The sequence below is a fragment of the Vibrio sp. TRT 17S01 genome, from assembly GCF_050113695.1.
In the GTDB taxonomy this organism is placed as follows: Bacteria; Pseudomonadota; Gammaproteobacteria; order Enterobacterales; family Vibrionaceae; genus Vibrio.
In genome coordinates this window covers 48,740-73,770 of sequence record NZ_JBNJOG010000006.1, presented here as the reverse complement: position 1 = coordinate 73,770, position 25,031 = coordinate 48,740, and the positions used below count along the sequence as shown (strand labels likewise).

18 protein-coding genes and 1 pseudogene are annotated in these 25,031 nt (G+C 41.6%); 9 read left to right on the top strand and 10 right to left on the bottom strand.

Annotated elements, in window-relative coordinates:
* Positions 1-8 precede the first annotated feature (8 nt).
* The 3 genes from rnm (at position 9) to rluB (ending at position 2,601) form a co-directional block, all read left to right on the top strand.
* Positions 9-881, top strand: coding sequence for an RNase RNM (gene rnm / locus ACQEXS_RS11230; RefSeq protein WP_427013887.1), 873 nt, complete (start codon positions 9-11; stop codon positions 879-881).
* Positions 882-911: 30 nt separating this feature from the next.
* The gene (locus tag ACQEXS_RS11225; RefSeq protein ID WP_367986712.1) at positions 912-1,532 is read left to right on the top strand and encodes an L-threonylcarbamoyladenylate synthase; all 621 of its coding nucleotides are present in this window, start codon (positions 912-914) and stop codon (positions 1,530-1,532) included.
* 133 nt (positions 1,533-1,665) lie between these two features.
* The gene (gene rluB / locus ACQEXS_RS11220; RefSeq protein ID WP_367986711.1) at positions 1,666-2,601 is read left to right on the top strand and encodes a 23S rRNA pseudouridine(2605) synthase RluB; all 936 of its coding nucleotides are present in this window, start codon (positions 1,666-1,668) and stop codon (positions 2,599-2,601) included.
* 77 nt (positions 2,602-2,678) lie between these two features.
* Here rluB and cydC read toward each other — a convergent pair whose 3' ends face one another.
* The 3 genes from cydC to trxB form a co-directional block, all read right to left on the bottom strand.
* The gene (gene cydC / locus ACQEXS_RS11215; RefSeq protein WP_427013886.1) at positions 2,679-4,400 is read right to left on the bottom strand and encodes a heme ABC transporter ATP-binding protein/permease CydC; all 1,722 of its coding nucleotides are present in this window, start codon (positions 4,398-4,400) and stop codon (positions 2,679-2,681) included.
* Entirely contained in the window at positions 4,393-6,180 is a 1,788-nt protein-coding gene (gene cydD / locus ACQEXS_RS11210; protein ID WP_427013885.1) for a heme ABC transporter permease/ATP-binding protein CydD, read from the bottom strand. Before cydD ends, cydC begins: the two co-directional genes overlap by 8 nt.
* Positions 6,181-6,297: 117 nt before the next feature.
* Positions 6,298-7,254 carry a thioredoxin-disulfide reductase gene (gene trxB / locus ACQEXS_RS11205; protein WP_427013884.1) on the bottom strand — a complete coding sequence of 319 codons (957 nt, stop codon included), beginning with the start codon at positions 7,252-7,254 and terminating at the stop codon, positions 6,298-6,300.
* Between the two features lie 395 nt (positions 7,255-7,649).
* Between trxB and ACQEXS_RS11200 the strand changes: the two genes are divergently transcribed.
* Both ACQEXS_RS11200 and ACQEXS_RS11195 read left to right on the top strand, forming a co-directional pair.
* Positions 7,650-8,309, top strand: coding sequence for a 2OG-Fe dioxygenase family protein (locus ACQEXS_RS11200; RefSeq protein ID WP_367986707.1), 660 nt, complete (start codon positions 7,650-7,652; stop codon positions 8,307-8,309).
* Positions 8,293-9,531 (top strand): cysteine desulfurase-like protein, encoded by a 1,239-nt coding sequence (locus tag ACQEXS_RS11195; RefSeq protein ID WP_427013883.1) that lies wholly within the window; start codon positions 8,293-8,295, stop codon positions 9,529-9,531. Before ACQEXS_RS11200 ends, ACQEXS_RS11195 begins: the two co-directional genes overlap by 17 nt.
* Before the next feature lie 51 nt (positions 9,532-9,582).
* On the opposite strand, the gene ACQEXS_RS11190 is transcribed toward ACQEXS_RS11195, so the two are convergent.
* On the bottom strand, positions 9,583-10,407 hold the full coding sequence (locus ACQEXS_RS11190) for a DUF2797 domain-containing protein (protein ID WP_427013882.1): 825 nt from the start codon (positions 10,405-10,407) through the stop codon (positions 9,583-9,585).
* Positions 10,408-10,896: 489 nt separating this feature from the next.
* Between ACQEXS_RS11190 and ACQEXS_RS11185 the strand changes: the two are divergent.
* Positions 10,897-12,197: pseudogene (locus ACQEXS_RS11185) on the top strand (GGDEF domain-containing protein).
* On the opposite strand, the gene ACQEXS_RS11180 reads toward ACQEXS_RS11185, so the two are convergent.
* Together ACQEXS_RS11180 and ACQEXS_RS11175 are read right to left on the bottom strand one after the other, a co-directional pair.
* Complete coding sequence (locus ACQEXS_RS11180; RefSeq protein WP_427013881.1) at positions 12,181-12,933, bottom strand: SanA/YdcF family protein; 753 nt, start codon at positions 12,931-12,933, stop codon at positions 12,181-12,183. The pseudogene ACQEXS_RS11185 and the gene ACQEXS_RS11180 overlap by 17 nt on opposite strands.
* A complete protein-coding gene (locus ACQEXS_RS11175; RefSeq protein ID WP_367986702.1) occupies positions 12,906-13,229 on the bottom strand; it encodes a DUF3392 domain-containing protein in 324 nt (107 codons plus the stop codon). Before ACQEXS_RS11175 ends, ACQEXS_RS11180 begins: the two co-directional genes overlap by 28 nt.
* A 353-nt stretch (positions 13,230-13,582) precedes the next feature.
* Here ACQEXS_RS11175 and ACQEXS_RS11170 point away from each other — a divergent pair, with 353 nt between their 5' ends.
* On the top strand, positions 13,583-14,869 hold the full coding sequence (locus tag ACQEXS_RS11170) for a GGDEF domain-containing protein (RefSeq protein WP_427013880.1): 1,287 nt from the start codon (positions 13,583-13,585) through the stop codon (positions 14,867-14,869).
* A gap of 32 nt (positions 14,870-14,901) precedes the next feature.
* On the opposite strand, the gene ACQEXS_RS11165 is transcribed toward ACQEXS_RS11170, so the two are convergent.
* Genes ACQEXS_RS11165 through ACQEXS_RS11155 form a run of 3 tightly spaced genes read right to left on the bottom strand, consistent with a single transcriptional unit; the run spans position 14,902 to position 17,508 of the window.
* Complete coding sequence (locus tag ACQEXS_RS11165) at positions 14,902-16,578, bottom strand: RCC1 domain-containing protein (RefSeq protein ID WP_427013879.1); 1,677 nt, start codon at positions 16,576-16,578, stop codon at positions 14,902-14,904.
* A gap of 12 nt (positions 16,579-16,590) precedes the next feature.
* The gene (locus tag ACQEXS_RS11160) at positions 16,591-17,145 is read right to left on the bottom strand and encodes an outer membrane beta-barrel protein (protein ID WP_427013878.1); all 555 of its coding nucleotides are present in this window, start codon (positions 17,143-17,145) and stop codon (positions 16,591-16,593) included.
* Positions 17,146-17,157: 12 nt separating this feature from the next.
* Positions 17,158-17,508 carry a winged helix-turn-helix domain-containing protein gene (locus ACQEXS_RS11155; RefSeq protein ID WP_427013877.1) on the bottom strand — a complete coding sequence of 117 codons (351 nt, stop codon included), beginning with the start codon at positions 17,506-17,508 and terminating at the stop codon, positions 17,158-17,160.
* A 302-nt stretch (positions 17,509-17,810) separates the two neighbouring features.
* Here ACQEXS_RS11155 and ACQEXS_RS11150 point away from each other — a divergent pair, with 302 nt between their 5' ends.
* Complete coding sequence (locus ACQEXS_RS11150; RefSeq protein WP_427013876.1) at positions 17,811-20,639, top strand: ImpA family metalloprotease; 2,829 nt, start codon at positions 17,811-17,813, stop codon at positions 20,637-20,639.
* Between the two features lie 42 nt (positions 20,640-20,681).
* Here the strand turns inward: ACQEXS_RS11150 and ACQEXS_RS11145 are convergent, their stop codons facing one another.
* A complete protein-coding gene (locus ACQEXS_RS11145; protein WP_427013875.1) occupies positions 20,682-22,370 on the bottom strand; it encodes an NAD-dependent malic enzyme in 1,689 nt (562 codons plus the stop codon).
* Positions 22,371-22,546: 176 nt separating this feature from the next.
* On the opposite strand from ACQEXS_RS11145, the gene ACQEXS_RS11140 reads away from it, so the two are divergent.
* Complete coding sequence (locus ACQEXS_RS11140; RefSeq protein WP_427013874.1) at positions 22,547-24,895, top strand: helicase-related protein; 2,349 nt, start codon at positions 22,547-22,549, stop codon at positions 24,893-24,895.
* Positions 24,896-25,031: the final 136 nt, after the last annotated feature.

Below are 25,031 nucleotides of genomic sequence, written 5' to 3'. Positions count from 1 at the left end.
CTAAAAATATGAGAATAGATTTACATAGCCATACAACGGCATCCGATGGTCGTTTATCGCCTCAGGAATTAATCGAGCGCGCGATGAGCTTTAAACTGGATGTATTAGCGATCACCGATCACGATACAGTGGACGCGTTAGAGCCTGCTCGCCATTATATTTGCGAACAAGAACTGCCATTGGTTCTAATCAACGGGATCGAGATTTCAACCGTATGGCAAAATAAAGATATACACATTGTTGGGTTAAATATTGACCCGAACTCAGTAGAGCTGAATCGTCTCATTGATCAACAAAAGCAGCATCGCGAATCGCGGGCAGAGCTCATCGCACATCGATTGAGCAAAGCGACCCGTGACGGTGTCTTGGAAGAAGTGAAACTGATAGCTGGAGAAGCACCGATCACTCGTGCTCACTTTGCGAAATGGTTGGTGGATAATCAGTACGCTAAAACCATGCAACAAGTGTTCAAGAAATATTTAACTCGCAATAATCCGGGTTACGTACCACCTAACTGGTGCTCAATGTCCGATGCGGTTAGCGCCATTCACGCCGCTGGTGGTCAAGCTGTGCTGGCACATCCTGGGCGTTACGATTTAACCGCCAAATGGATAAAACGTTTAATTACGGCCTTTGTCGAGGCGGGTGGCGATGCAATGGAAGTCGCTCAACCACAACAAGGTCAACAAGAAAGACGCAACCTTGCTGATTATGCGATACAATACAAACTATTAGCTTCTCAAGGTAGCGACTTTCATTACCCATCCCCTTGGATGGAGTTGGGAAGAAACCTCTGGTTACCATCCGGTGTGGAACCAGTTTGGAAAGATTGGGGAATTGAACCTGAACCATGTTCAACGGAACCATCCCCACAAGTATAGAGTCGAGAGACTCGATAATGAGGAATTACAATGAGCCAGTTTTTTTACGTTCACCCAGAAAACCCGCAGGCTCGCTTGATCTCTCAAGCAGTAGCAATCATTCGTAACGGTGGCGTCGTCGTTTATCCAACTGATTCAGGGTATGCATTGGGCTGTCAGTTGGAGAATAAACAGGCACTTGAACGTATTTGCCAAATCCGCCGATTAGATGAGAAACACAACTTTACGCTGTTGTGTCGTGATTTATCAGAGCTGTCGCTTTATGCCCGTGTCGATAACGCCGCTTTTCGTTTGTTGAAAAACAATACGCCGGGTCCATATACCTTTATTTTTAAAGGCACTAAAGAAGTTCCACGTCGACTGATGAACTCGAAGCGAAAAACTATCGGTATTCGTGTTCCTGACAACCGTATTGCACTGGATCTACTTGAAGCCTTGGGTGAGCCAATGATGTCGACATCATTGATCCTGCCTGGTAATGACATTACTGAATCAGATCCTGAAGATATCCGCGATAAGCTAGAGCATGCGGTTGACTGTATTCTTAACGGTGGTTATCTCGGGGAGCAGCCGACAACAGTTGTCGATTTCAGTGATGGTGAGCCTGTTATTGCCCGTATTGGTGCCGGAGAGCCAGCGCCATTTGAGTAGTCAAAATTTGGTGATTTATCTAACAAGTTTTGCGATAATGTGCGACCGCGATTTTTGGGTCGCACTTTTTGTTTGTCCGCATGCCGGATAAATGCTCCATCGACGTCTGAGAAGACGACACATAGGTAATTAAATGAACGAAAAATTACAGAAAGTACTCGCTCGAGCTGGCCATGGCTCTCGTCGTGAATTGGAAGCTTTGATTAAAGCTGGCCGAGTCAGCGTCAATGGTATTGTTGCGAAGCTCGGAGAGAGACTGGAAGATGACAACGCCATCGTGCGTATTGACGGTCACACCGTCTCTGTGAAAGCACAAGAGGAAGTGATTTGTCGAGTTCTGGCTTACTACAAGCCGGAAGGTGAGCTTTGTACTCGCCATGATCCAGAAGGTCGTCGTACTGTATTTGATCGTTTGCCGAAAATCCGTGGTTCTCGTTGGATTTCTGTTGGTCGTCTGGACGCAAACACCTCGGGTTTACTTCTGTTTACCACTGACGGTGAGCTAGCTAACCGACTGATGCACCCAAGCCGCCAAGTTGAACGTGAATATCTAGTTCGCGTCTTTGGTGAAGTTAACGAACAGAAAGTGAAAAACGTGGTTCGTGGGGTTGAGCTCGAAGATGGCATGGCACGATTTGAAGATGTTGTGTATGCCGGTGGTGAGGGCATGAACCATACATTCTATGTTGTGATCAACGAAGGTCGTAACCGCGAGGTTCGTCGCCTTTGGGAATCTCAAGAATGTACGGTGAGCCGTTTGAAACGTGTTCGTTACGGTGATATTTATCTTGATAAAAAGCTACCTCGTGGCGGATGGATGGAGCTCGATCTGAAAGAAGTGAACTACCTTCGTGAGTTAGTAGAACTTCGTGCAGAGAAAGAAACCTTGGTTGATCAGAATAAGGCCAATACTTCTCGTCAGCGTGAACGTTCACGTAGTCAGAAGATTCGTCGTGCTGTTAAACGTCATGAAGAGCGTGTAAATAACCCTGGTAGAAGTAATAACCCAGCACGCCGTAAGCCGAAGAAAGGCGCTGGTGAACAAGGTCGCCGCAATAAGCAGCGATAAGATAAGCAGAATTAAAAAAAGCAGCCAATTGGCTGCTTTTTTGTTGATGATACCCCATCAATAAATGGTGGCATGAACTAAAGGGTTTGGTTTAATTGGTAGTATCGCCCTTGTTTATTCAGCAAATCTTCGTGCGAGCCATGCTCAACCACTTCACCTTGCTCCAGTAAGCAAATACTGTCCATCTTATCCAAATCAACCAATCGATGAGTAATAAAGACCACGGTTTTGTCTGTAAAATGCGCTTCAAACAATTGCATGATCTGTTGCTCAGTTTGTTTATCCAAACCTTCAGTCGGTTCATCAAGTAACAAAATCGGAGCATTATGGAGTAATGCTCGGGCAATTCCGACGCGGCGCTTTTCACCACCAGAAAGCTGTCGGCCACCATCACCCATCCAAGTGTCTAACCCCTGATCTTGAAGCAGCTTTTCAAGCCCAACTTGAACTAAAACAGCAGAGAGCTTTTCATCATCAGCATCCGGTTTAGCCATCAAAAGGTTGTCTCTTAATGTGCCATTCAAAATATCAACCCGTTGGCTGACCACACTGATGGCTTGGCGAAGCTGACTTTCACTCCATTGTTGGAGCGGTTGACCTGCTATCTCTATCGAGCCGTGCTGAACATCCCAATAACGCGTCAACAGTTGCAGTAGTGTGGATTTACCTGAGCCAGTTTGACCGACGATAGCAACTCGATGCTTCGCTGGAACTTCAAGCGAAAGGTTTTTGACCACTTGCTGTTCATTATCCGGATAATGGAAAGAAATATTGTTGTAGCGAATCGAGAAGTTCTGATCATGCGTTACATCTTGTTGAGGAAATACCACATCAGGTTCAGCGAGGATCACTTCGTTTAAGCGCCTTGCGGATGTTAGAGTTTGTCCTAAATGCTGAAATGCACCGGCAATTGGCATAAGGAGTTCGACGGTTGCCATTGTCGCGAAGGCAAATAGCGCAATAAGCGGATCAGGTTGGTTGCCACCGACACCATCAGCTGCTAGCCAAAGTATAAGGACTAAGGTCCACCCATTCGCCAACATCAATAATGCTTGTGCCAAGCCAGAAAAATGAGCGTTGATATGCTGATTTTTGAGTAGCTTGCCTTGAGCAGAAATGATTGCATTGCGATAGCGTTTTTCTGCGCCGAATAAGGTCAATTCACTATAACCTTGCAACCAATCGAGCGTACTGATGCGCATTTGTGCTTTGTGCTGTGTTAGTTCGGCTCCGTTTCGTTTGCCCAGCTTGTAAAACAGAATTGGCCACAAAATAAGCAGCACAAGCAAGATTGCACCAAGTGTTAAACCTAGCTGAGTATCAAACCAACATAAAATTGCGGTCACTATAGCAATTGTGAGTGTACCCACGACCATCGGATTAATAAGCCGCAAATAAACATGATCCATGGCATCGATATCAGCAACCAATCGATTGAGCAAGTCGGCATCACGTAAATTCGATACGCGACCCGGGATCAGTGGAGCGAGTTTAGAGAAGAAGAAAATACGTAAATCAGTCAACAACTTAAAGGTCGCATTGTGGCTGACAACACGTTCACCCCAGCGCCCGGCAGTACGGCCCATAGCGAAGCCCCGTACAAAGGCTCCGGGAAGCATATAATTAAAGGTTTCTCGCGCAATGGTGAGGCCTGCAACGGCTGCGGCAGATAAGAACCAGCCCGATAGAGTTAGCAGCCCAAAGGAAGCAAGCAATGTTAGTAGAGCTAATAGCATACCAAGCGATAAGCCAAACCAGTGTTTTTTATAAAGCTTTAGATAAGGGAGTAAATCACGCATCTAGGTTCCCCTTATTTGAATGGGTCAATGCATGGTTTGCTTTAAGCATTTGTTGGAACAATCCTTCTGTCGCTTCGAGTTGTGTGAATTGACCTGATTGCACCAGTTGCCCGTCTTGCATAACCAGTATTTGTTCAACATTTTGCAGCGGAGCGAGTTGGTGAGTCACCATTAATGCTGTTTTATTGGTTATCTGTTCATTAAGCCCTTGCATGACTAATTTTTCACTACGAGCATCAAGACTGGCCGTTGGCTCGTCCAGTAACCAGAATTGACCATTTTGTACCATGGCCCGAGCTAAGGCTAACCGCTGTGCTTGACCGACGGACAATCCGCCTGAGCGATCAGAAATCACATAATCTAAACCATGCTTTTCCACGAATTCGTTGGCGAAAGAATTGGCTAATACTTCTTGGATACGTGAATCGGAGACCTCAGTCTGACCGAGCGTAATATTGTCACGAATGGTTCCGTGCAACAGGAGTGGGTTTTGTCCAACCCAACTGATGTGCTGGCGCCAATCATCTAAATTCAAGTTGCTGCGTTCAATTCCATTGATCTTTAATGAGCCTTGATATGGTAAAAAACCAAGGATGGTATTGATTAAACTAGTCTTGCCTGCGCCACTTGGGCCGACAAGTGCTGTAGTTTGGTTTGCATGAATAGTAAAAGAAATAGGCCCAACCAACAGGGTTCCTTCTGGGCTAAACACCTCCAGATCAACAGCGGAAATTTCAATTTGAGCTGGGTTTGGAAGAGGGGTATCTCCACTGCGTACAGTACTGACGTCAGTTTCTAAAAACTCAACAATGCTTTCGGCAGCGCCAACAGCTTGCTGCTTAGCATGATAGAAAGTGCCAAGATCCCTTAGTGGTTGATAAAACTCCGGCGCTAATACCAAAATGAACAAACCGGAAAAGAGTGTTACACCGAGGCCATAATCACCAAAATTCAGTTCTCCGATGAAAGCAAAACCAAAATACACCGCCGTTAAAGCGATGGAGATGGAAGTAAAGAATTCTAATACAGCGGAGGACAGAAATGCGATTTTTAACACATCCATTGTTCGGCTTCGAAATACTTCAGAAGTGCCACGCATCACCTCAGTTTCTGCTTTTGTTCGGTCGAATAGTCGAATGGTGGTCATCGATTGTAAGCGATCGTAAAAATGACCCGATAGACGCTGTAGCGCTTTAAAGTTTTTTCGGTTGGCATCAGCGGCTTTCATTCCAACTAAAGCCATAAATAGGGGAACGAGGGGGGCTGTTAATAAGAAAATTAGGCCAGCTGCCCAGTTTATTGGAAACACGACAATCAAAATGACAAAAGGTACCAATACAGAGAGCGACATCTGAGGTAGGTAGCGTGCAAAGAAGTCATGCATGTCTTCTACTTGTTCTAAGAGCAGTGTTGCCCACGAGCCAGCTGGCTTACCTTTGATGTATGCAGGCCCTAGGTCACGCAGCTTATCTAGAATTAACTGCCGGATGTAGATCCGGATTTGCTCGCCACAACGGAACCCCGCGATCTCTCTGCCCCAAGAGCACAATGCCCGGAGGGCTATCGTGACAGCAAGGGCTGCAAAATAGGGTAGCAGTTCATACTTATCGACCTGTTCGATGATCAGTTGATGCAGAATGGTGGCGAGCAAAGCGGCTTGAGCCAGCAAGAATATGCTTGAAAGTACGCCAAGGCCAACAGCAACCATCAACCATTTTTTGGCTAACTTACTTTGCTGCTTGAGCCATTTATTCAAGCTGCGCTGTTTCTTTTTATCCATTATGAAGGCTTAAATGAGAATTATTTTTTTGATGTTGAGCGCGGCATTATACAAAAGAAAGCCCTGCGGGAATACCACAGGGCTTTAAAAGTCGACGAGTAAAATAACTTTTCTTTTTTAATCGTCTAATGCATCAAGAAAGCGCTCTGCATCTAATGCAGCCATACAACCTGTACCCGCAGAAGTGATTGCTTGGCGATAATTATGATCCATGACATCACCAGCTGCGAAAATGCCCGGAATACTGGTTTGCGTTGCATTACCTTCAAGCCCAGACTGGACTAAAATATAGCCGTTATTCATATCCAGTTGGCCTTCGAAGATCGCCGTGTTTGGCTGGTGGCCGATAGCAATAAATGCGCCCATCACATCTAGTTGTTCAATTGCGTCACTTTGAGTGTCTTTAATTCGAACTCCAGTTACGCCCATATCATCACCGACCACTTCCTCTAGGGTCCGATCCGTATGGAGAATAATGTTGCCGTTTTCCACTTTATCCATCAGGCGTTTCACCAAGATTTTTTCAGCGCGGAAAGAGTCACGACGGTGGACCAGATGAACTTCAGAAGCAATGTTTGATAAGTAAAGCGCTTCTTCTACTGCGGTATTACCACCACCCACAACTGCGACTTTTTGGTTGCGGTAGAAGAAACCATCACAGGTTGCACATGCTGACACACCACGACCCTTAAAGGCTTCTTCCGACGCTAAACCGAGGTATTTCGCCGAAGCACCCGTTGAGATGATTAAAGCATCACAAGTGTATTCACTGCTATCACCTTTAAGACGGAATGGACGTTGGCTGAAATCAACTTCGTTGATATGGTCGAAAATCATCTCGGTTTCAAAACGTTCAGCATGCTCTTTCATGCGGTCCATTAACCCCGGTCCAGTAAGTCCTTCAGGATCGCCTGGCCAGTTTTCCACTTCTGTCGTTGTTGTTAGCTGGCCACCTTGTTGCATCCCAGTAACCAAAACTGGTTGCAGGTTGGCACGTGCAGCATAGACAGCGGCGGTATAACCAGCAGGTCCAGATCCTAATATAAGTAACTTACAATGTTTAACGTCGCTCATTTGTGCTCCATTAGCGGTGACGCATTAAAAAATTCTAATTCGATTGTATGGAATATATGGGGTTAGTTAAAGAGGAGGCAAGTGGGAACAGTGTATTAATTGGTTATAGATTAGAACGTAAACGATTACGTCTTTATAGCTACTCATAATACAACTTTATGAAAAGTATCATCTTTTTTCTCTTGGTAGTGAAGTTGTCTGATTTTTAATACCATTCATTTTGCAAACTAAAATTATAAACTTGGAAAGCAACAATTCTTGGTATTACTTACTATATTTTCATTTTTGATGGATTTAAACACTAGATATCATTGTAAATGCCAAATAAATGCGCAAATAATGATTGTGAATGAATTGTTAAAAACAATCAATCGTGTGCATTTTTCAAGGAGATGGTGATGCTAAATAATCAGGAAACAACCTTGCAACTTATGAAGCTTAGTGAAAGTACGATAGCGGAACTTGCGCCTTCTTTTACCAAACTTCCCCATACCGAACATGCAGACGGAGCTTATCGTTTACGACGCTATTCGGTTGTCGCGCTTTATGAGGGGAAGGTTGTTGATTTGAATAAAAACGAGTTTATGCAGACGGGTGAGATCAATCGCTTTCAGGGAAATATAATTCGACAGTTTCAGCCTATCGAAGACTCCACATTGCTCAGTGAAGGTATGCAAGAAATTTGTACGATGTTTGCGGCGACAAACCATCTCCAAGATGGACAAGAAATTGAGATACATCAGATTCGAATTTCAGCCGTTTATGAACAGACTCAAGTCGCGCCTGAAGGGGTCCATCAAGATGGCTTTAAACACATCGCTTTGGTAGGCATGGGTCGACATAATATTGAAGGTGGCGACATCATGTTGTACAGCAGTTTCAATGAAGCGCCGTTTTTTCGCAAAGTGCTGCAAAATGGTGAAGTCGCCATGCTTGCTGATAATAAACTTTGGCACAACGCTCAACCCATTCGCTCAGTCATTCAAGGTGAAGAAGGCTATATGGACGTGTTTGTATTGACAGCAAAGGGAACCGAGAATGAACTTCACTCCTAATTCAGTTCGAGCACAATTTCCAGCGCTTAAGCAAACTCACAATCATTTACCCGTCATTTTTTTAGATGGGCCTGGTGGATCGCAGGTACCAGAGAGCGTACTGGAAGCGATGACATCGTACCTTGGTTATTACAACTCAAATTTAGGTGGTCATTTTTTTTCTAGTCGACTTACTACCGAGCTGATGCAGGATGCACGTCAATATGCGGCTACGTTTGTGAATGCAGAATCACCAGACAATATTGTTTTTGGTCCGAATATGACCTCTTTGACGTTTCAGTTAAGTCGTGCAATAAGTCGAGATTGGAACTCAGCTGATGAAATTGTTGTAACAGCATTGGATCATTACTCAAACGTTTCCAGTTGGCAGCAGGCCGCAAATGATAAATCAGCAAAGATTCGAGTTGCACAGGTCAAAGAAAGTGATTGCTCTTTGGATGTCGAACACCTGTTGAATCTTATTAATACCAACACCAAGTTAGTGGCGGTCACGTTGGCTTCGAACACCACAGGATCGATTGTAGATGTTGAGAGAATTATTGAAGCTGCACATGGTGTTGGGGCAATGGTTTATCTCGATGCAGTGCATTACGCTCCCCATCATCTGGTTGACGTGCAAAAATTAGGCTGTGACTTTCTTGTGTGTTCTGCGTACAAATTTTTTGGCCCACATGTTGGTATTGCCTATGTCGCACCAAAGTGGTTACAAACATTACGTCCTTATAAAGTTGAGCCGGCGACTGAACAAGGGCCAGGGCGGTTTGAGACAGGTACCCAGAGCTTTGAAGGGTTAGCTGGTGTGATTGCTGCGATCAAATATCTTGCCCAATGGGGAAAACAAGATGCTTCACTTCGTGAGAAGCTCGTGGCTTCTTATTTTGATTTTTCTCAACATGAAACAGCATTAACTGACTATTTTCTATCAAAGCTTAGTGAATTACAGGGAGTACATTTATGGGGGAGAGTTCAAGCGCATAGTGAGTTACGAACACCTACGTTTGCGCTGACCTTCGATGAGTATTCAACGGCAGAAATTGCTAAGAGGCTTGGAGAGCGCAATATTTGCACATGGAATGGCCACTTTTATGCGCTGGGTTTAGTGCGTCAACTTGGGTTAGAAGAAAGTGGTGGTGTGCTGCGAATTGGTTTCATGCATTATAACACGCTGGATGAAGTGGATACTTTGTTTGACGTGATGAAGGAAATTCTTAACCAAAAATAGAAGAAAAGCCCATCCGGTGACAGATGGGCTTCTGAATATTGGTTTATACCGTTACTCAGAAAATTCAACTTCATATGAGGTGAATTTTCTGACGTTAATGACACCATTATCGAAGATTAGGTATTGCCCTTTGATCCCTTGGACTATTCCCGAAACCTCGGGGTTTTTATCAAAATTGTGCGAAACGATTTTAGTTGGGTGCTGCTCTACTGGGTAGCGAATGGCAGTAATATTTTCATGTAAGACTTCAACAGCGTCATCACCAAATTGTTGTTTGATAGCCGCTACTTTGTCTTGAACTAACGGATACAGTTCGGCAAATCTTTGTTCTAATGCCATTGGCTCTCCGTCACCTTTCAATAACGTGCGCCAATTGGTTTTATCGGCAATGTGCTTCGCCAGTTCAACTTCAATAAGGCCTGATATGTAGCGGGTTTTTACTTTGAAAATTGGCAGGCCCTGCGTGGCTCCTTGATCTATCCAGCGAGTTGGGATCTGAGTGTGGCGGGTGATGCCAACCTTAAGACTGGAGGTATTAGACAGGTAGACATAGTGATCAACCATGCAGTTCTCTTCTCCCCATTGTGGCTCACGACATGTCCCTTGTTCGTAGTGGCAGGTTTCGGGTTTCATAATACACATGTCGCAGCTAGCAAGCTTTTTCATGCAAACAAAACAGTGCCCTTGCGAATAGCTTTTCTTGGTTTTTTTTCCACAAGAGCAACAAAAGATGTTGCCAGTATGAGTGAGAGTAAGGCGTTTTCCAATGTAGGGTTTAAGGTCGACAAGTTTATCGCCTACAGGAAGATGGTAGTGGACTTCGTCGTCCAATGATGCACGCATTTTACTAAGCGTGCCTTTCAAAATTAAAGACATGACAGTGCTCATTTTCGTTATTTTCAGCCATCAGGTGGCTATTTTTAGCTAGCAGTTTAGCAGACTTCAATTACTTAGAAAGCATAGCTTTGTCAGGTACTTGCTCTGCATTACATTTGTTTGGTGAATGGGTTTTGCATTGGTACTAAAGTTTATATGCAAGCTGCAAGAATCGATAATAAAAATATAGCGTTAGTACAACAACTTAACTGAGTTATCGTGTGATGAATTTATAAAACTTAGTGAGATTCTTGATAGAAAAAAGGCTGAAAGCTAGAGTTTACAAGGCTAAGAAGCGATTAGTTTTAAATTGCGCAATAAAGAGAGACGATTTTGCACGACTTTTAATCATCAGTTGATATAGGTCGAAAATTTCTATCATACAGAATGATATTTCAGTTAAAATTTGGCACTAAGGTTGTAAAATGACAATCTTAACCGTTTTCAGTAATCCGTAACTCATATGAGTTTTGAACAAGGTCTTCGCGTTTGAGAGTTATCCATAAAGCCGTATTTATTTTAGGTATATTCACCATTCTTATCGTTCAGCTCTACCGCGTTTATGGTGACCAACGTGTTTACAAAGTTATGCCTGAACATTTTGCGTTTCTACCCACCAATGATCAGGTACAGAACGGTCTGTCTACTTCATCCATAAGTATTGATGGGAAAACAGCAATATTAGAGTGCGAGCTTAAAGAGAGCGATTATCCTTGGCCATATTGTGGTGTCTCTATTGTTGTTGATCGGGAAGATCCAACCGTTGGTATTGATTTTTCAAACTACCATACAATTAAACTGGATATCGATTTTCACAACTTAGATAATGATTCTGAACCGAGAATGCGATTCTACCTTCGAAATTACAATGCCGCTTATTCGATTCCGGACAATGAATATACCCATAAATATAATGGGTTAGAATACCATCCAGGTGTTGATAAAAAAGGCACCTCAATACCCCTTAAAAACCTTCAGGTCATGACATGGTGGCTCGTGGATAACGATATTTCCATTGAGCATTCTGCACCAGAAATGGGTAACGTGAATCGTATTGAATTTGCAACAGGCTCATCTCTACCACTCGGCCACTATCGAATGACAATCAATAACATAGAGCTTGTTGGCTCATATGTAGAAGGTGAAGATCTCTTTATGGGGTTGCTTTTTGTTTGGGTTATTTTAGGTCTTTTGTACAGTGTGTTTGAGATCCGCCGTAGTCAGAAGCTCATTGTTGATGCACAGACACGCCAGTTAAAACTTAAAAAACTCAACCGAGCATTGAAAGCCCAAAATATTCAATTTGCAGAACTTGCACACCGAGATGCATTAACAGGTGCAATGAATCGTCACGCGATTGGCTAGCAAAAAATTATGAAAGTGGAGAGAATGCTCGAAAGCCGCTTTCTGTTATCTACATTGATATTGACCATTTTAAGACGATTAATGATCAGTATGGCCATAGCATGGGAGATGACATTCTGCGTGAATTTACCATGATGGTAATGAGTGTTCTGCATGAAAATCACTGGCTGGTCCGCTGGGGGGGAGAGGAGTTTATTGCTTTTTGTCCTTCGCTTGATCTATTAGATGCGGAACTACTGGCAGAAAAAATTCGTATGACGATTGAAGGGCATTTGTGGGTTCATGGTCAGCGAATGACATCGAGCCTTGGTGTCGCCCAACTAGGGAATGAACATTCTTCTGCGCTATTAGCTCGCGCAGATGAAGCGCTATACCGAGCGAAACGGAATGGTCGAAATTGCGTAGAAGTTAGTCGGTTAGATTAGCTTCTAAATCCTCAATTTCAGGGTTTTCTTCTAGCACTTTTATAATGGGTTCTTTAGGCCCAAGGAATTTGGGTTTGGCATCGAGAACATAAAGGTCTAAGAAAGCCTTAGTACGAGCAAATACTTCTCTGAGTCGGACTTTATATCCAGGATTGGTTGGGCCCGGCACAGCAAAGCAACTGGCGTTAATGTTGTGATGTTTTGCAATGAACAACGCGCGTTCGCAGTGAAACTTTTGAGAGATGATTAAAAAGTTATCAGTGTCGAAAATTTCTTTAGCTCGGACAATCGAATCTAATGTTCTAAATCCTGCATAATCTAAATAGATGCGATCTTCAGGCACTTCAGCACGGAGTAAATCACGCTTCATTGTCCATGGCTCATTGTAAGAGCGATGCGCATTGTCACCACTTAGTAAGAAGTTCGTGACTTTGTCTTGTTGAAATAACTCAATAGCTGCATCAATTCTGTGGCTATAGTACTCGTTTAGTGTACGTCCTAGATACTTACTTGTGCCTAGAACGACAGCAACATCAAACTGGTTAACCTGATCTTCACTGGTAAAGATCTCTGCATCCGTCTGATAAGAAACCCAACGGTCAATCCCTATCACAGTCAGTATGATTGTTAGAAGTGCGAGCGGCAGTGTTTTTGCTAACAATAACAATGAACGCTTTAAAGCACTTTGTCGCTGAAAAATATTTCTCACTAGATCTGCCGGTTTCTTTGTGCCCATGAGCCGATTATCACAAAACTAATCACAATCACAACCAACATCATGCCCGGCTCTAAGGTTTTTAATGTCCGAGTTACGTAAGGTGTTGCTTTTACGATGATTAATCCGTAACCAAACGCATTTATGAGAACGAAAACAATCGTTCGGATAAGAAAGTTTTGTCCTCTCAGTAAGCGCCGTAAAAGGGCATTTATTTCCCCCCCAAACATCACAAGTAAGCAGGCTATCAAGGCGATTGAGATTTCGCTGATGTATGGTGAAAGATGGCGTGCAATCGGAGTTAGGCTTTCAAACATGAGATTATTGATGTGAAGAATGACTACGATTCATTACTTTAGCATATTCGTGTAGCAATACTAAGAGCCACCAAGCTGGAAGTGTTAAATTCTGGGAAATACGTCATTTTGCCAGAATAAATAATGTTAAATTCTCCAATCATCGAATTAATAACATCACTAAGAGTAATGAGAAAAAATGGACGAAAATTCACGTTGTCTTGCTCTTAAAACAAAAGGTGAATTAGAAGATTTTTAGCTTAATTTTTATAGGTGTAAGGCAATTCCTATGTTACTTGTAGCGTGATCTTACAAGTTTGGGTGGTTTTGTTGGGGTTTCGATGGTTATCACTGGAAAAAGCACAAGAGTATTAATGTGTTTTACATTCGTGTCACTAGTTACGTATTGGGGATTGGAAGGAAGTAAAGTCGTCAGCTTATTTCCTGGTAAATTTCCAATTAAAATAGAAGATGATTCGTATTTTGGTGGAGATTCAAATTCCAGTATAGATATCAATGAAGGGATAGCTTCTGTTCATTGTAATATAGTTAAAGGGAGCTATCGTTGGCCCTATTGTGCTATCAATATTGATATTGCCACTGTGATTGAGTCGGGTATTGATATTAGCGAATTCGATGTTATTCGGTTTGATATTGACAAGCGACCAAGTCATAAGGGTAGAGCATGGGCGGCACGAATATATGTAGAAAATAAAACATCGAAATCGGAGGGACTTGATTGGCATTTTTCGCATAATAATAATGGGATAGAGTTTAACTCTCGACAACATATTATTGAAATACCCATCGATAAACTTGAAGTAATGAGCTGGTGGTTATTGAATAACAAACAGTTGATGAAGAAGAAAGATCCAGAATTTGATAATGTATCTTCTATTCAAATAGCGACTATTGCGAATATCCCACCTGGCAACTATCACTTTTACTTAAACACGATTGAATTAATAGGAAACCCAATCAGTAAGCCTATTTTTTATAGCACCATTTTCTCTATCTGGCTTGTTTATGGGATTTATTGTTTACTTCATGAGCTAACTAAAAATAAGAAGAAAGTAAGACATACTGAAACGCAATATAAATATATGGAAACGCAGAAGAATAAATATATGGATCTTGCGTTTACCGATGCGTTAACAGGAGCATTAAATCGACACGGTATTCGTCAGTGGTTAATGAAATATGAAGTGATGGCGACTCAGCCCTATATGGGAGTACTTTACTTAGACATTGACCATTTCAAAGCCATCAATGATCAATATGGGCATAAAGTTGGTGATGAAGTTTTAAAGCAATTTAGTTCGACGATCGAACAAGTGGTTAATCCGGTCTATCGGTTAACTCGGTGGGGAGGGGAAGAATTCATCGTGTTTTGTCCCGGAATTGGCTTTTCTGAACTTATCGAGCTAGCAGAATCGATTCGACAACGAGTTGAGCTAAATGCTTGGGTTCAAGATATCCCAGTTACTTGCAGTGTCGGTGTTGAGCTAGAGCGAGGTGACGGTGTATTTGCTGCTGTATCTCGCGCTGACCAAGCTTTATATCGAGCTAAACAATGTGGTCGAAATTGTGTGCAAATCTACCGAGACACGATACTCAATAACGTTTTGTGCTGTACGTCGCAAGGAAAAAGAGCCTCATGATGAGGCTCTTGAACCAAATTAGCTTAAATTTATTACGAATCGTTTGTTGTATTTCCGCTTTGTGATTCATGGGTTGGTGATATTGGAAAGAAAGCTAAAGTCTGGTCAGCTCCAAAATCGATATTTCCCCAACTGTATACATCGCCATTTAGCAATAATGCTGAAAATGCATGATCTGTTGGAGCGATAGTCACGACATTTTCAAGCATTTCAAAAGGTAAAGGGCTAGCTCCCCATGATATGACTTGTTGTGCTTCATTAATGGCAGCAAATGAGTCTTTCGTTGCATAGATACTGACAATGCCATCAAGCTTTTCTTGGATTGCGCCTAAGTTCCCTCCATAGGCTTCATTTCCCCAAGAAAAGACTTTTCCATCTTTGCGAAGAGCAGTAAATGCATGTTCCGTGGTGTAGATTTTAACAATATCGTATAGTTCAGTTTGTATTACTGATGGAATATTGCCCCCAGAACTACTTTGTCCCCAAGTTACAACGTTACCTTCGGCAGTAAGAGCCGCAAAAGCCTCTTCGTTACCAAAAACGGATTTGATGTTCACTAGTTTGCTAGCTACGAGACTACTGTCTCCACCAGAGCCACCCCAGGTGATTAAAGTACCATTACTTTTGAGTGCTGCAAAAGCTTCACCATTTGCATACACTTCAATAATATCAGTTAGTTGAGATTGAACTGAGGACGAATCTCCTCCAAAGTTTGTGTTTCCCCAAGTTACGATTGATCCGTCCTTTTTCAGGGCAGCAAAAGAGCCTTTAGATGCACTACTTCCGGTTCCAACGGCATAAATACGTTCAACGTTATTCAATTGGGTTTGTACAGAAGAAGAGTCACCTCCAGAGTATGGGTAGCCCCAAGTAACAACAGTTCCGTCGTGTTTTAATGCTGCGAATGTATTGTGTCCAGCCACGACTGTTTCGATATCAACAAGTTGATCTAGAATCGCGCTTATATCTCCGCCACCTAAAGGACTACCCCATACAATGACACTATGATCTTCTTTTAAAATGACAAAAGATTCATTGTTAGAATGGACTGACTTGATATCATCTTGAGTGATTGTTCTTAGTTTGTCTTTGACTGTGTCTGAATTCCCACCCCAAGCATCATCTCCCCAAGTGAATGCGCCATTGTTTTTAGTGATGGCTAAAAAAGATTTTTTGTTTTTATATATTGATATTACCTCCGAAAGTTGTTCAGAAATAACACTAATATCTCCACCATAGTAATCCTTTCCCCAAGTATTGATCTTACCTTCTGTATCAAGAAGAGCAAAAGCACCTCTAGTTGAGTAAATCGATTTGGTCACTATAGGAGGAGTAAAAACAGTAGATAATGTATTTACAGCTTGAGGGTGGGATACCGTAAGCATTATTTTTTTATTAAATGTGTGTTGATTTAATTCAAGATAATTTGTTTTGAAGCTCGGTTCTGATTTGGAAAATATACCGTCATTATTTACATCTACCACCCATTCAAATTCGTACTCGCCCTCGGAACATAAGCCACAACTAGCCCAAGCCGTCCCTTTTTCAAAAGAGCTACCATACCAATAGTAAGTCTTGCCAACGTCAGTAATCTCAATATTACTGACACTTTCTTTAACTGAGGTTGGCTTATATGAGAATGCACCTGAAGAGTCACATGCAGAAATAAAAAATAGTGATATGAAAAAGATTACGTTCTTATACATCATAAATCCACCATACTACAGAAAATTATATGACATGTTTATTAATAAAGAAGAGCTGTCATAAGACCCTGTCTTGGAATTGCCTATCTTATTTACATATTCGTAGCCAATTTTCATTTCGATTTGATCAATTATGTCTAATGTCAATCCAACGCTAACTATCGGAGATATACCACTTGCCGATAACTCTTCTATATTGGTGGTCTTGTCTATTTGCCAATATGACACTCCTCCCGATATATAGAAGCCTAAATCATCAGCCAATATATTTTGATAGCCAATATTTAGATTGATTAAATCTCCATCCAAGCTAATTTTGGTTAAATTTGCATAGAAGTCATTTAAATTCTGATACTCTAAAGATGAAAAAAAATTCTTGTTGTATGTATATGAAAGTATAGGGCCATAGGAAAAGGAAAGTGGATCTCTACCGTTATAAGTTTCATCATTGGCAGATTGAAAGTTAAATTTAAGTCCAAGGCTAATATAATTTGAAGGTTTCCTTTCTTGTTCTGCAGAAACACAGAGTCCAGAGAATAAAAATAATGTTATTAAAGCAATTCTTTTCATATTAAATTCCGTTTATTTTAATAGGTAACCTTTACATCGTATCGTGTATATGGAGTAATTTGAGTTTTGTTCTATTATTTTTCTTGTTTTGCATGTTAATACAGGAAGGCTATTGTTACCTATTTTGGAACCTGGCCATATGTATTCTTCAATTTCTTCTTTAGTAAGAATTTTTCTTTTGTTTTTAAAGAGTAAACAAATATACTTGACGCTATTCAAACAGCAAGCATAGTGATTAGTATTTGATTTGCTATGTAATATTACTTTTCCTGAAGGTTGAAATGTGAATCTACAATCAAGCTCGTCTTCTATCAATGAAAGCTCGTCACAGACGATACATGTGTTTTTACATTCTATATTCATATAAATACTCATATGTTTTTATTATTATAAGTAAGCAGTGGACTGCATTAGAATAATTACACTATTATCAGTATAAATAAATATCTCATTGTCACATTTAATGTGGTTTTATTTTGTTTAATGTCGATTAATGTTTCGGTAATGATATTTATCATATTAAATCATGAAAAAGAATAATAAATGAAATATTAATATTAAAATGGAATAAGAGAAGGTATAAGGAGAATAGAAAATCTTACAGGGTTAAATGATTGTAAGCATAGAATTTATAAAATTTTCTTACTTATAAATAAGGTATTGTTATGTACCAAACTGATGTGACTTTTTTTTCTCTCAAGAGAATCATTATAACTTTCATATTTCTGCTTTTCTTAGCCGCTTGTGGTGGCAGCAATGATGAGGAAAAAAATAAGAACAACCATGAACAGAATGAACAGGAGCAGAATAACCAAGAACAGATAGTTCCGAATCATTCTGAGTTAGATTTAGCGCTTAAAACAGGAGATGTCCGCTATATAACATCTGTAAAAACAATTACAGGTTCCTTGTTTGAGGATATAGAAACATTCAAGTTAGCAAATCACGCTATTCTCAATGAGCTTTTTTTAAACTCTGCTGAAAATCTCGTATGGAATCCAACACACGATGCAGCACTGTTCAGTGCTGTTGATGGGTATACAACACCAATTCTCAATGTTAACAAAACAAACACTCAAGGTTATCAAGACCAAATAAAGACAATTGGTATAGCGAGTACTTCGACTGATTCTCGTTATGTTCTGCTTGGTAGTAACCCATTTAGGAATTTTTTTCGTAATGAATCGTCTTTGAATAGCTCAATGCATCAATGGTTAGATAGAGTCCTGTCTTGGTTAGTTGGAACAGATAGCAATAATATTAATGTTGTTATTTCAAATTTAGATCAATCATCTTACTTTCCTGATAATACATCGACTAGAAAATGGTTAGATGAACGATTTTCGAAAGCTGTGAGCTATAACAAAGCGGGTGATTGCGATGGCGTTAAACTTCTTTCGTGCTTTGATGATAATGTGGATTTAATCATTACTTCATCTCACATAAGTGCTGATTCTTCTATCAATGAATCAGTTGAGGCTATCAAAGTAGCTAATGAGAAAGGTATTCCACTATTGTATTTGCATAGAGATGGTAATAATAATCCATTCTCAAAAAAGCTATTTGATTATTTTAATGTGTTGTATGCTGGCGATAATATAAATTATAGATTGTTAGTTGATGAGGTGAGCAGTGATAATATTCATAGCTTCCTTGAAGAACATTACTCAAAATACATCAATTTACTATCTCGACTGTCAAATGGTGGATTTGATATTGATCTTTCTATTTGTAAGGCAAAAGGTTGTCCTGAGTCTGTTACCTTTAATGAATTATTTATAAGCCCTGTAAGAGAAATAGCAAAATATTTGAATTTATTTGAATCTAGTAATCGTCAGCTTTTTAATAATTCTAATAATAATTATTATGAAAAATGGGTGTTTTTATCGGATTATTTTCGTCAAAGCATTAATTTTCCGATGGATATTATTAATACAGATGTAGATACATTCTTACGCTCTTATTTTTCTGATTTTATACAGTACAACCTAAGGCGTATAAACCCTAAGCAGTTAGACATGGGAGTTTTTAGTCGAAGTGATTTTTCTAATGTTGTTCCTATAAGCAAAACAATCGAAATCAAGACAGCAAAGCCATTTAAATCAGCGGGCCTTTATGCGTTACCAGGGGAAACATTTGTTGTCACGAGATTAGATGACAGTGATGTGAGTACAGAGTTGCAAATAAACAACATTAGATCAGAAGCCACGTTTGAATTTGAGCGTTATGATGATGAATCTCGTCAAGGTTATATCCGGCCTAAATTCCTATCAAGTAGAAAATACCCAATAAAATCGGGTGAGAGTTTAACGCTAACCAATCCATATGGCGGAATTCTTTATCTGTTCTTTGACAAAAGTAACCTCGATACTCGATTTAAATTCGAAAATGTGGGCCAACATCCAGTATGGAAAGGGCCGCAAGATAATGAGTCCTTTTTGGTTCAATTAAACAGTGAATTATATGACTGGGCAGAGATGATTACTCCGAATTTTGAAGTGCACTCTCAAGCTTATCGGATGAGAAAATCTTTGGAGATGAATGATTGGGCTTCGCCTGAAGAGATGGCTAATGCTACTGCGCGATATATGACGGATTTACCTCATGGTTTAGCTGGCTTCTCAGGACCTATGATCAGTGAAATTGACGATATTAAACGATTTATAGAACGAAAAGGATGGGAGCAAGAATCATATGAGGTCGTAAAGCATATGAATGCCGACCAGTCAAGTTGTGGATACGGATGTTCGGGAAATCCATACGATGCACGATGGGCCTTCGACCCAATTAGCCATGCAGATTTGCATGAATTGGGTCATGGCTTAGAGCAGATGCAATTTCGATTCGACAACATGGAATGGCATTCGGTGACTAACTTCTATTCATATTATTCTAAATCCCAATATTTTAAAGATACAGGTAAGGAATCGAAATGCCAAAACCTCAACTTTAAGCACGCATATGAATTACTTCAGCAAAGCAAAAATGAAATAAACCCAAAAGAATATATTGCCAATAACGTCGGAAAAAATGCGAGCGGCGAATTTTCTTGGGACTGGGGTGCCAGACTCTATATTCAAATTTTCATGTCGGCTCAACATCAAGGTGTTGTTGATAACGGTTGGCATATCTTAGGTAGGCTTCACGCGTATAAGCGCGTGTACGACAACGCTCGTTTGACAGATTCAAATTGGTTATCTCAACGAAGTAGCTTGGGTTTTAGTTTGTATGACAGAGATTCGTTGTCACAGAACAATTTAAGTGCAAATGATTGGTTGTTAATTGCTTTGTCAACGGTGATTGAGCGAGATATGAGTGCGTATCTTGAAACTTGGGGGATAGAGTTTTCAGATATGGCTAAGCAGCAAGTATCAACGTTTAGCCAGAAAATGCCACTACTTTTCTATGCTGTTAGAGAAAAGCAGGGATATTGTAAGTCGGAGTTCGCCAGTAACCCTATACCACTTGATGGTGTAGCGTCTTGGCCATTTTAGAAAGTAAAAGCCTGAGAGAAGAGTGTTCTCTCAGGCAAATTCTTAAAATGCAGTACGTTTATAACGACGATAAACTGGTTGCCAGAAGTGACCTTCGATGGCTTCTTCAAGCGCTTCGTCAGTGATTTCTTGCGCAACACCTTGTTCTATCGCTTTTTTAGCAACCGCAAAAGCAATCTTCTTCGATACTGAGTGGATTGCTTCTAGAGGCGGCAGTAGGGCTCCTTGGCCATTAATAGCAAGTGGTGAACATGTCGCGAGTGCTCGGCTTGACTCCATCAACATTTCATCGGTAACACGCTTAGCTGAAACGGCCAGTACACCAAGTCCAATACCCGGGAAAATGTAGCTGTTATTGCACTGAGCGATAGGGTAACTCTTACCATTTACAACGACAGGGTCAAACGGACTACCCGTTGCGACAAGTGCTTCGCCATTTGTCCAACGCAGGATGTCATTTGGCGTTGCCTCTACACGACTTGTTGGGTTGGATAGTGGGAAGACGATTGGTCGAGCACAATGCTTATGCATTTCTTTAATGACATCTTCACTAAATAGTCCCGGTGCACCAGATACACCGATCAGAACAGTCGGTTGTCCGTTACGCATGACATCGAGTAATGAATACCCCGTACCTTCAGATTCCCAATCGGCAGTGTTGCTGTGCTTCTGAACTAAACGTTGTTGGAAATCAAGCAAGTTCGGCATGCCTTCTTGCAGTAGTCCCCATCGGTCGACCATGTAAACCTGAGAACGAGCTTGCTCATCGGAAATACCTTCAGAAACCATTTGTGCAATGATGGCTTCTGCAATACCGCAACCCGCGGAGCCAGCACCTAGGAAGGTGACTCGTTGCTCAGAAAGTTTACTGCCAGCCGCTTTACAAGCAGCGAGTAAAGAGCCAACGGTTACAGCCGCAGTTCCTTGGATATCATCATTGAAGCAGCAAATACGGTCTTTATAGCGTTCAAGCAGCGGCATTGCGTTCTTTTGCGCAAAGTCTTCAAACTGAATAAGTGCTTCAGGCCAGCGGCGCTGCACTGCTTGGATAAAATCTTCTACAAAGGCATCGTATTCAGCACCAGTAATACGCGGATGACGCCAACCCATGTACATTGGGTCAGCCAAGCGTTGCGGGTTGTTGGTACCCACATCCAGAACGATTGGCAAGGTGTAAGCTGGAGAAATACCGCCACAGGCAGTGTAGAGAGAAAGCTTACCAATTGGGATGCCCATACCACCAATCCCTTGGTCGCCAAGACCAAGAATACGCTCACCGTCGGTTACCACAATAACTTTGACATTGTGGTTTGCTGCATTATTTAGCAAGTCATCGATACGATCGCGATTAGGGTAAGAGATAAATAGACCACGTCCGCGTCGGTAGATATTGGAGAAGTTCTCACAGGCTGCTCCAACCGTCGGTGTGTAGATGATAGGCATCATCTCAGAAATGTGGTTTTGTACCAGACGATAGAAGAGTGTTTCGTTGGTATCTTGGATATTGCGTAAGTAGATATGTTTGTCCATATCACTTTCGAAGTTACAGTACTGCTTGTATGCGCGATCAACTTGTTCTTGAATAGTTTCTGTAGCTTCTGGCAGTAGGCCTTCTAAATTGAAAGAAATTCGCTCCTGAGCACTAAATGCACTGCCTTTGTTTAACAGTGGTGTACTTAGAAGTGCAGGACCAGCGTAGGGGATATAGAGTGGGCGTTTATCGTTATTCATCATTTGCCTATATACAGGGTAGAGAAGTCATAAAAATGATAAGGACTGAATAGCCTATTGTAAACTGGAGTACCTCCTAAACCCAGACCCTGTAAACGATTATTTGAGATATACCCAGCATCTTATTGTCACTTAAGTATATACTACCCAGCCGCTTGAATGATGAAGTACTGCCCATGCAATCTCTGCCAATTGATATTCTGGAAAATACGTTTAAAACCGAACTCAAAAAGAACCATTTAATCGTTGAAGCTGAGACAGGCTCAGGTAAGTCAACTCGATTACCCGTATGGGCCGCAACACATGGCCGAGTGTTAGTTGTAGAACCAAGACGTATTGCTTGTACTTCGTTAGCTCAGTTTCTTGCAGCGCAATCTGGCGATAAATTGGGAGAGAGCATTGGTTATGCCATCAAGCTGGAAAACCAGTTCTGTCAGAGCAGTAAGGTCGTTTTTGTAACCCCTGGTGTTGCATTGCGTTGGTATTCTGAGGATCAACTGGCGCAATTTGACATCATCATTGTGGATGAATTTCACGAGCGTCGTTGGGATACGGATGTTTTGGTTGGGTTGCTGAAACAACACAACACTCATCGAATAGTTTTGACATCTGCGACAATTGAAGGCGCTAAGCTTGCTCACTATTTAGCTGCGGACCGGATGCAAGCTGAAGGGCGAGTTCATAAGGTGGCATTGCAGTACAGAGCCACAGACTCAAGGCAGTTGCCTGATCCTCGCAACTTAGAGACGAAGGTTCGAGACGAAGTCATATTGCTACTTACACAAACGGCCGGGGATATTCTGGTTTTTCTACCCGGACGAAAAGAAATCACCCAATGTGCTCAAATGTTAAGCCATCTTGATGATGTGTTGGTCACGCCTCTCCATGCTTCTGTTTCTGATCAGCAACGCGATACTGCTCTGACGATACAAGCTAAGCGAAAGGTTGTATTAGCGACAAATGTAGCGGAAACCTCTCTGACTATTCCTAATATATCGGCTGTGATTGACTCTGGTTTAGAGCGCAGAACTGAGCAGCGTAATGGTCGAACGACATTAAGTCTCAAGCATATATCTAAAGCTAGTGCTAAGCAGAGAGCAGGACGGGCTGGACGTGTAATGGATGGCATTTGTGTCCGTCTATATGGGGAACATGCTGCATTAATTGAAGTAACGCCACCAGAAATGCAGCGCGAAGCGTTAACAGAGCCAATGCTTGCAGCCGCTTGTTGCGGAGTACCTCTAAATCAATTGCCTCTAATGGACGAATTGCCAGAAAAATCATTTCAGTCAGCGCACGCTTTATTGTCCAACATGGCTGCCATTGATTCTCAAGGACAAGCAACAGCGCATGGACGTAAAATTTATCCATTACCGATCGATGCTTTATATGCTGATTTGGTTTCAAGAATGCCGCAAAAGTCGTTACAAGAGGCCATGATTGACCTTACCGCTGCGCTTGCAGTCCCAGCTCGCTTGTTTCAATTATCTGCTAATGAAGAAACGTTGGAAAAGCTCGCGCAACAAGAGCCGTTAGGTTGTGATGCTCAGTTAGTGATTGGTTTGGTTCGTGGCCAACAATTTAGTGGCGTCTCTATCGAGTCAGACGCATTGGCTGAAGCTCAAGGACTGTCTAAACAAATGAGGGCGTTGTTTGAGCTACCTGATCTGAGTGTGGCATCTCGGTATGATCACAACCAGCTGCGAGCTGCGATTGCTCAGTTACATCCAGAATTGGTTTTTGTTCGAAGAGAAAAGCGCAAAGAAGCGTTTGCCAATGGCTTATTAGAAGTGATGGAGGGGCGAAACTCCCGTCTTAAACAAGAAAGACAAGCTGCATTGGTGCTGGACATTCACAGCCTACCAGGTAGGGGCGTTAAGCAAACGTTGAACCTTGCTACATTCATGATGCCCGTTCCTATTTCGCTTATTCGCGAGCTTGAACTAGGAGAATGGCAAGAGGGAGATGTTGTTCTCGTTGACGATGTCGCTCATGTCGAAATGGAGATGATATACGCTGGTCGTAGTGTGTACAGAGAGCTTCGGCTGGCCCATGGTGAATTGACAACCAAACCTTTATTAGAAGCAGTCCAAACGGGAGCCATATTCCCGGGGTTTGCGAAACGAAGAGAAAATGAAATTCAGCATTGGAAATTATATGTTGATTTAGGCCTATCTGATATGTGCCATAGCCACAATGACGAAAGCTTTGAATCTTGGTTTACCGAGCAACTCAATGCGCTTGAACTAAGTAATATGGAAGAGTTGCAACTATTTTCTGAAGAAGATTTTCCATTCGATGGGATCCCATACTGGCAATATGAAGAGTTTGCGGAACTATATCCGTTTGAACTTAGTCTTGGTGATCTGAATTTGACTGTCGAATATTACGCGAAGAAAAAGCTGATTTACGTGGTCTATAAAGATGGGTTGCGTAAAGGAGATCCCAAACGTTGGGAGCTACCTCGTTGGCAAGGCTGGCGTATACAGTTTAAAAAGGCAAGCCGGATCATTGATGTAAGATAATTTTTGCTTTGCAAAATATTAAGCACATGGTCGCATATATTTACTAATTGTTCCTTGATTGTTACTTACTTGGTTTTTATATAGCGAATGATGTTTGATATGGGGGCATAAAAGATCATTGTTTTATATCCTATTG

Excerpts from the sequence above, each read along its gene's own strand:
- ACQEXS_RS11145 (WP_427013875.1), bottom strand. The coding sequence starts at position 22,370 with ATGAATAACGATAAACGCCCACTCTATATCCCCTACGCTGGTCCTGCA.
- ACQEXS_RS11165 (WP_427013879.1), bottom strand. The coding sequence starts at position 16,578 with ATGATGTATAAGAACGTAATCTTTTTCATATCACTATTTTTTATTTCT.
- ACQEXS_RS11160 (WP_427013878.1), bottom strand. The coding sequence starts at position 17,145 with ATGAAAAGAATTGCTTTAATAACATTATTTTTATTCTCTGGACTCTGT.
- ACQEXS_RS11170 (WP_427013880.1), top strand. The coding sequence starts at position 13,583 with ATGTGTTTTACATTCGTGTCACTAGTTACGTATTGGGGATTGGAAGGA.
- ACQEXS_RS11140 (WP_427013874.1), top strand. The coding sequence starts at position 22,547 with ATGCAATCTCTGCCAATTGATATTCTGGAAAATACGTTTAAAACCGAA.
- cydC (WP_427013886.1), bottom strand. The coding sequence starts at position 4,400 with ATGCGTGATTTACTCCCTTATCTAAAGCTTTATAAAAAACACTGGTTT.
- ACQEXS_RS11180 (WP_427013881.1), bottom strand. The coding sequence starts at position 12,933 with ATGGGCACAAAGAAACCGGCAGATCTAGTGAGAAATATTTTTCAGCGA.
- trxB (WP_427013884.1), bottom strand. The coding sequence starts at position 7,254 with ATGAGCGACGTTAAACATTGTAAGTTACTTATATTAGGATCTGGACCT.
- ACQEXS_RS11155 (WP_427013877.1), bottom strand. The coding sequence starts at position 17,508 with ATGAATATAGAATGTAAAAACACATGTATCGTCTGTGACGAGCTTTCA.
- rnm (WP_427013887.1), top strand. The coding sequence starts at position 9 with ATGAGAATAGATTTACATAGCCATACAACGGCATCCGATGGTCGTTTA.
- ACQEXS_RS11175 (WP_367986702.1), bottom strand. The coding sequence starts at position 13,229 with ATGTTTGAAAGCCTAACTCCGATTGCACGCCATCTTTCACCATACATC.
- rluB (WP_367986711.1), top strand. The coding sequence starts at position 1,666 with ATGAACGAAAAATTACAGAAAGTACTCGCTCGAGCTGGCCATGGCTCT.
- ACQEXS_RS11195 (WP_427013883.1), top strand. The coding sequence starts at position 8,293 with ATGAACTTCACTCCTAATTCAGTTCGAGCACAATTTCCAGCGCTTAAG.
- ACQEXS_RS11190 (WP_427013882.1), bottom strand. The coding sequence starts at position 10,407 with ATGTCTTTAATTTTGAAAGGCACGCTTAGTAAAATGCGTGCATCATTG.
- ACQEXS_RS11150 (WP_427013876.1), top strand. The coding sequence starts at position 17,811 with ATGTACCAAACTGATGTGACTTTTTTTTCTCTCAAGAGAATCATTATA.
- cydD (WP_427013885.1), bottom strand. The coding sequence starts at position 6,180 with ATGGATAAAAAGAAACAGCGCAGCTTGAATAAATGGCTCAAGCAGCAA.
- ACQEXS_RS11225 (WP_367986712.1), top strand. The coding sequence starts at position 912 with ATGAGCCAGTTTTTTTACGTTCACCCAGAAAACCCGCAGGCTCGCTTG.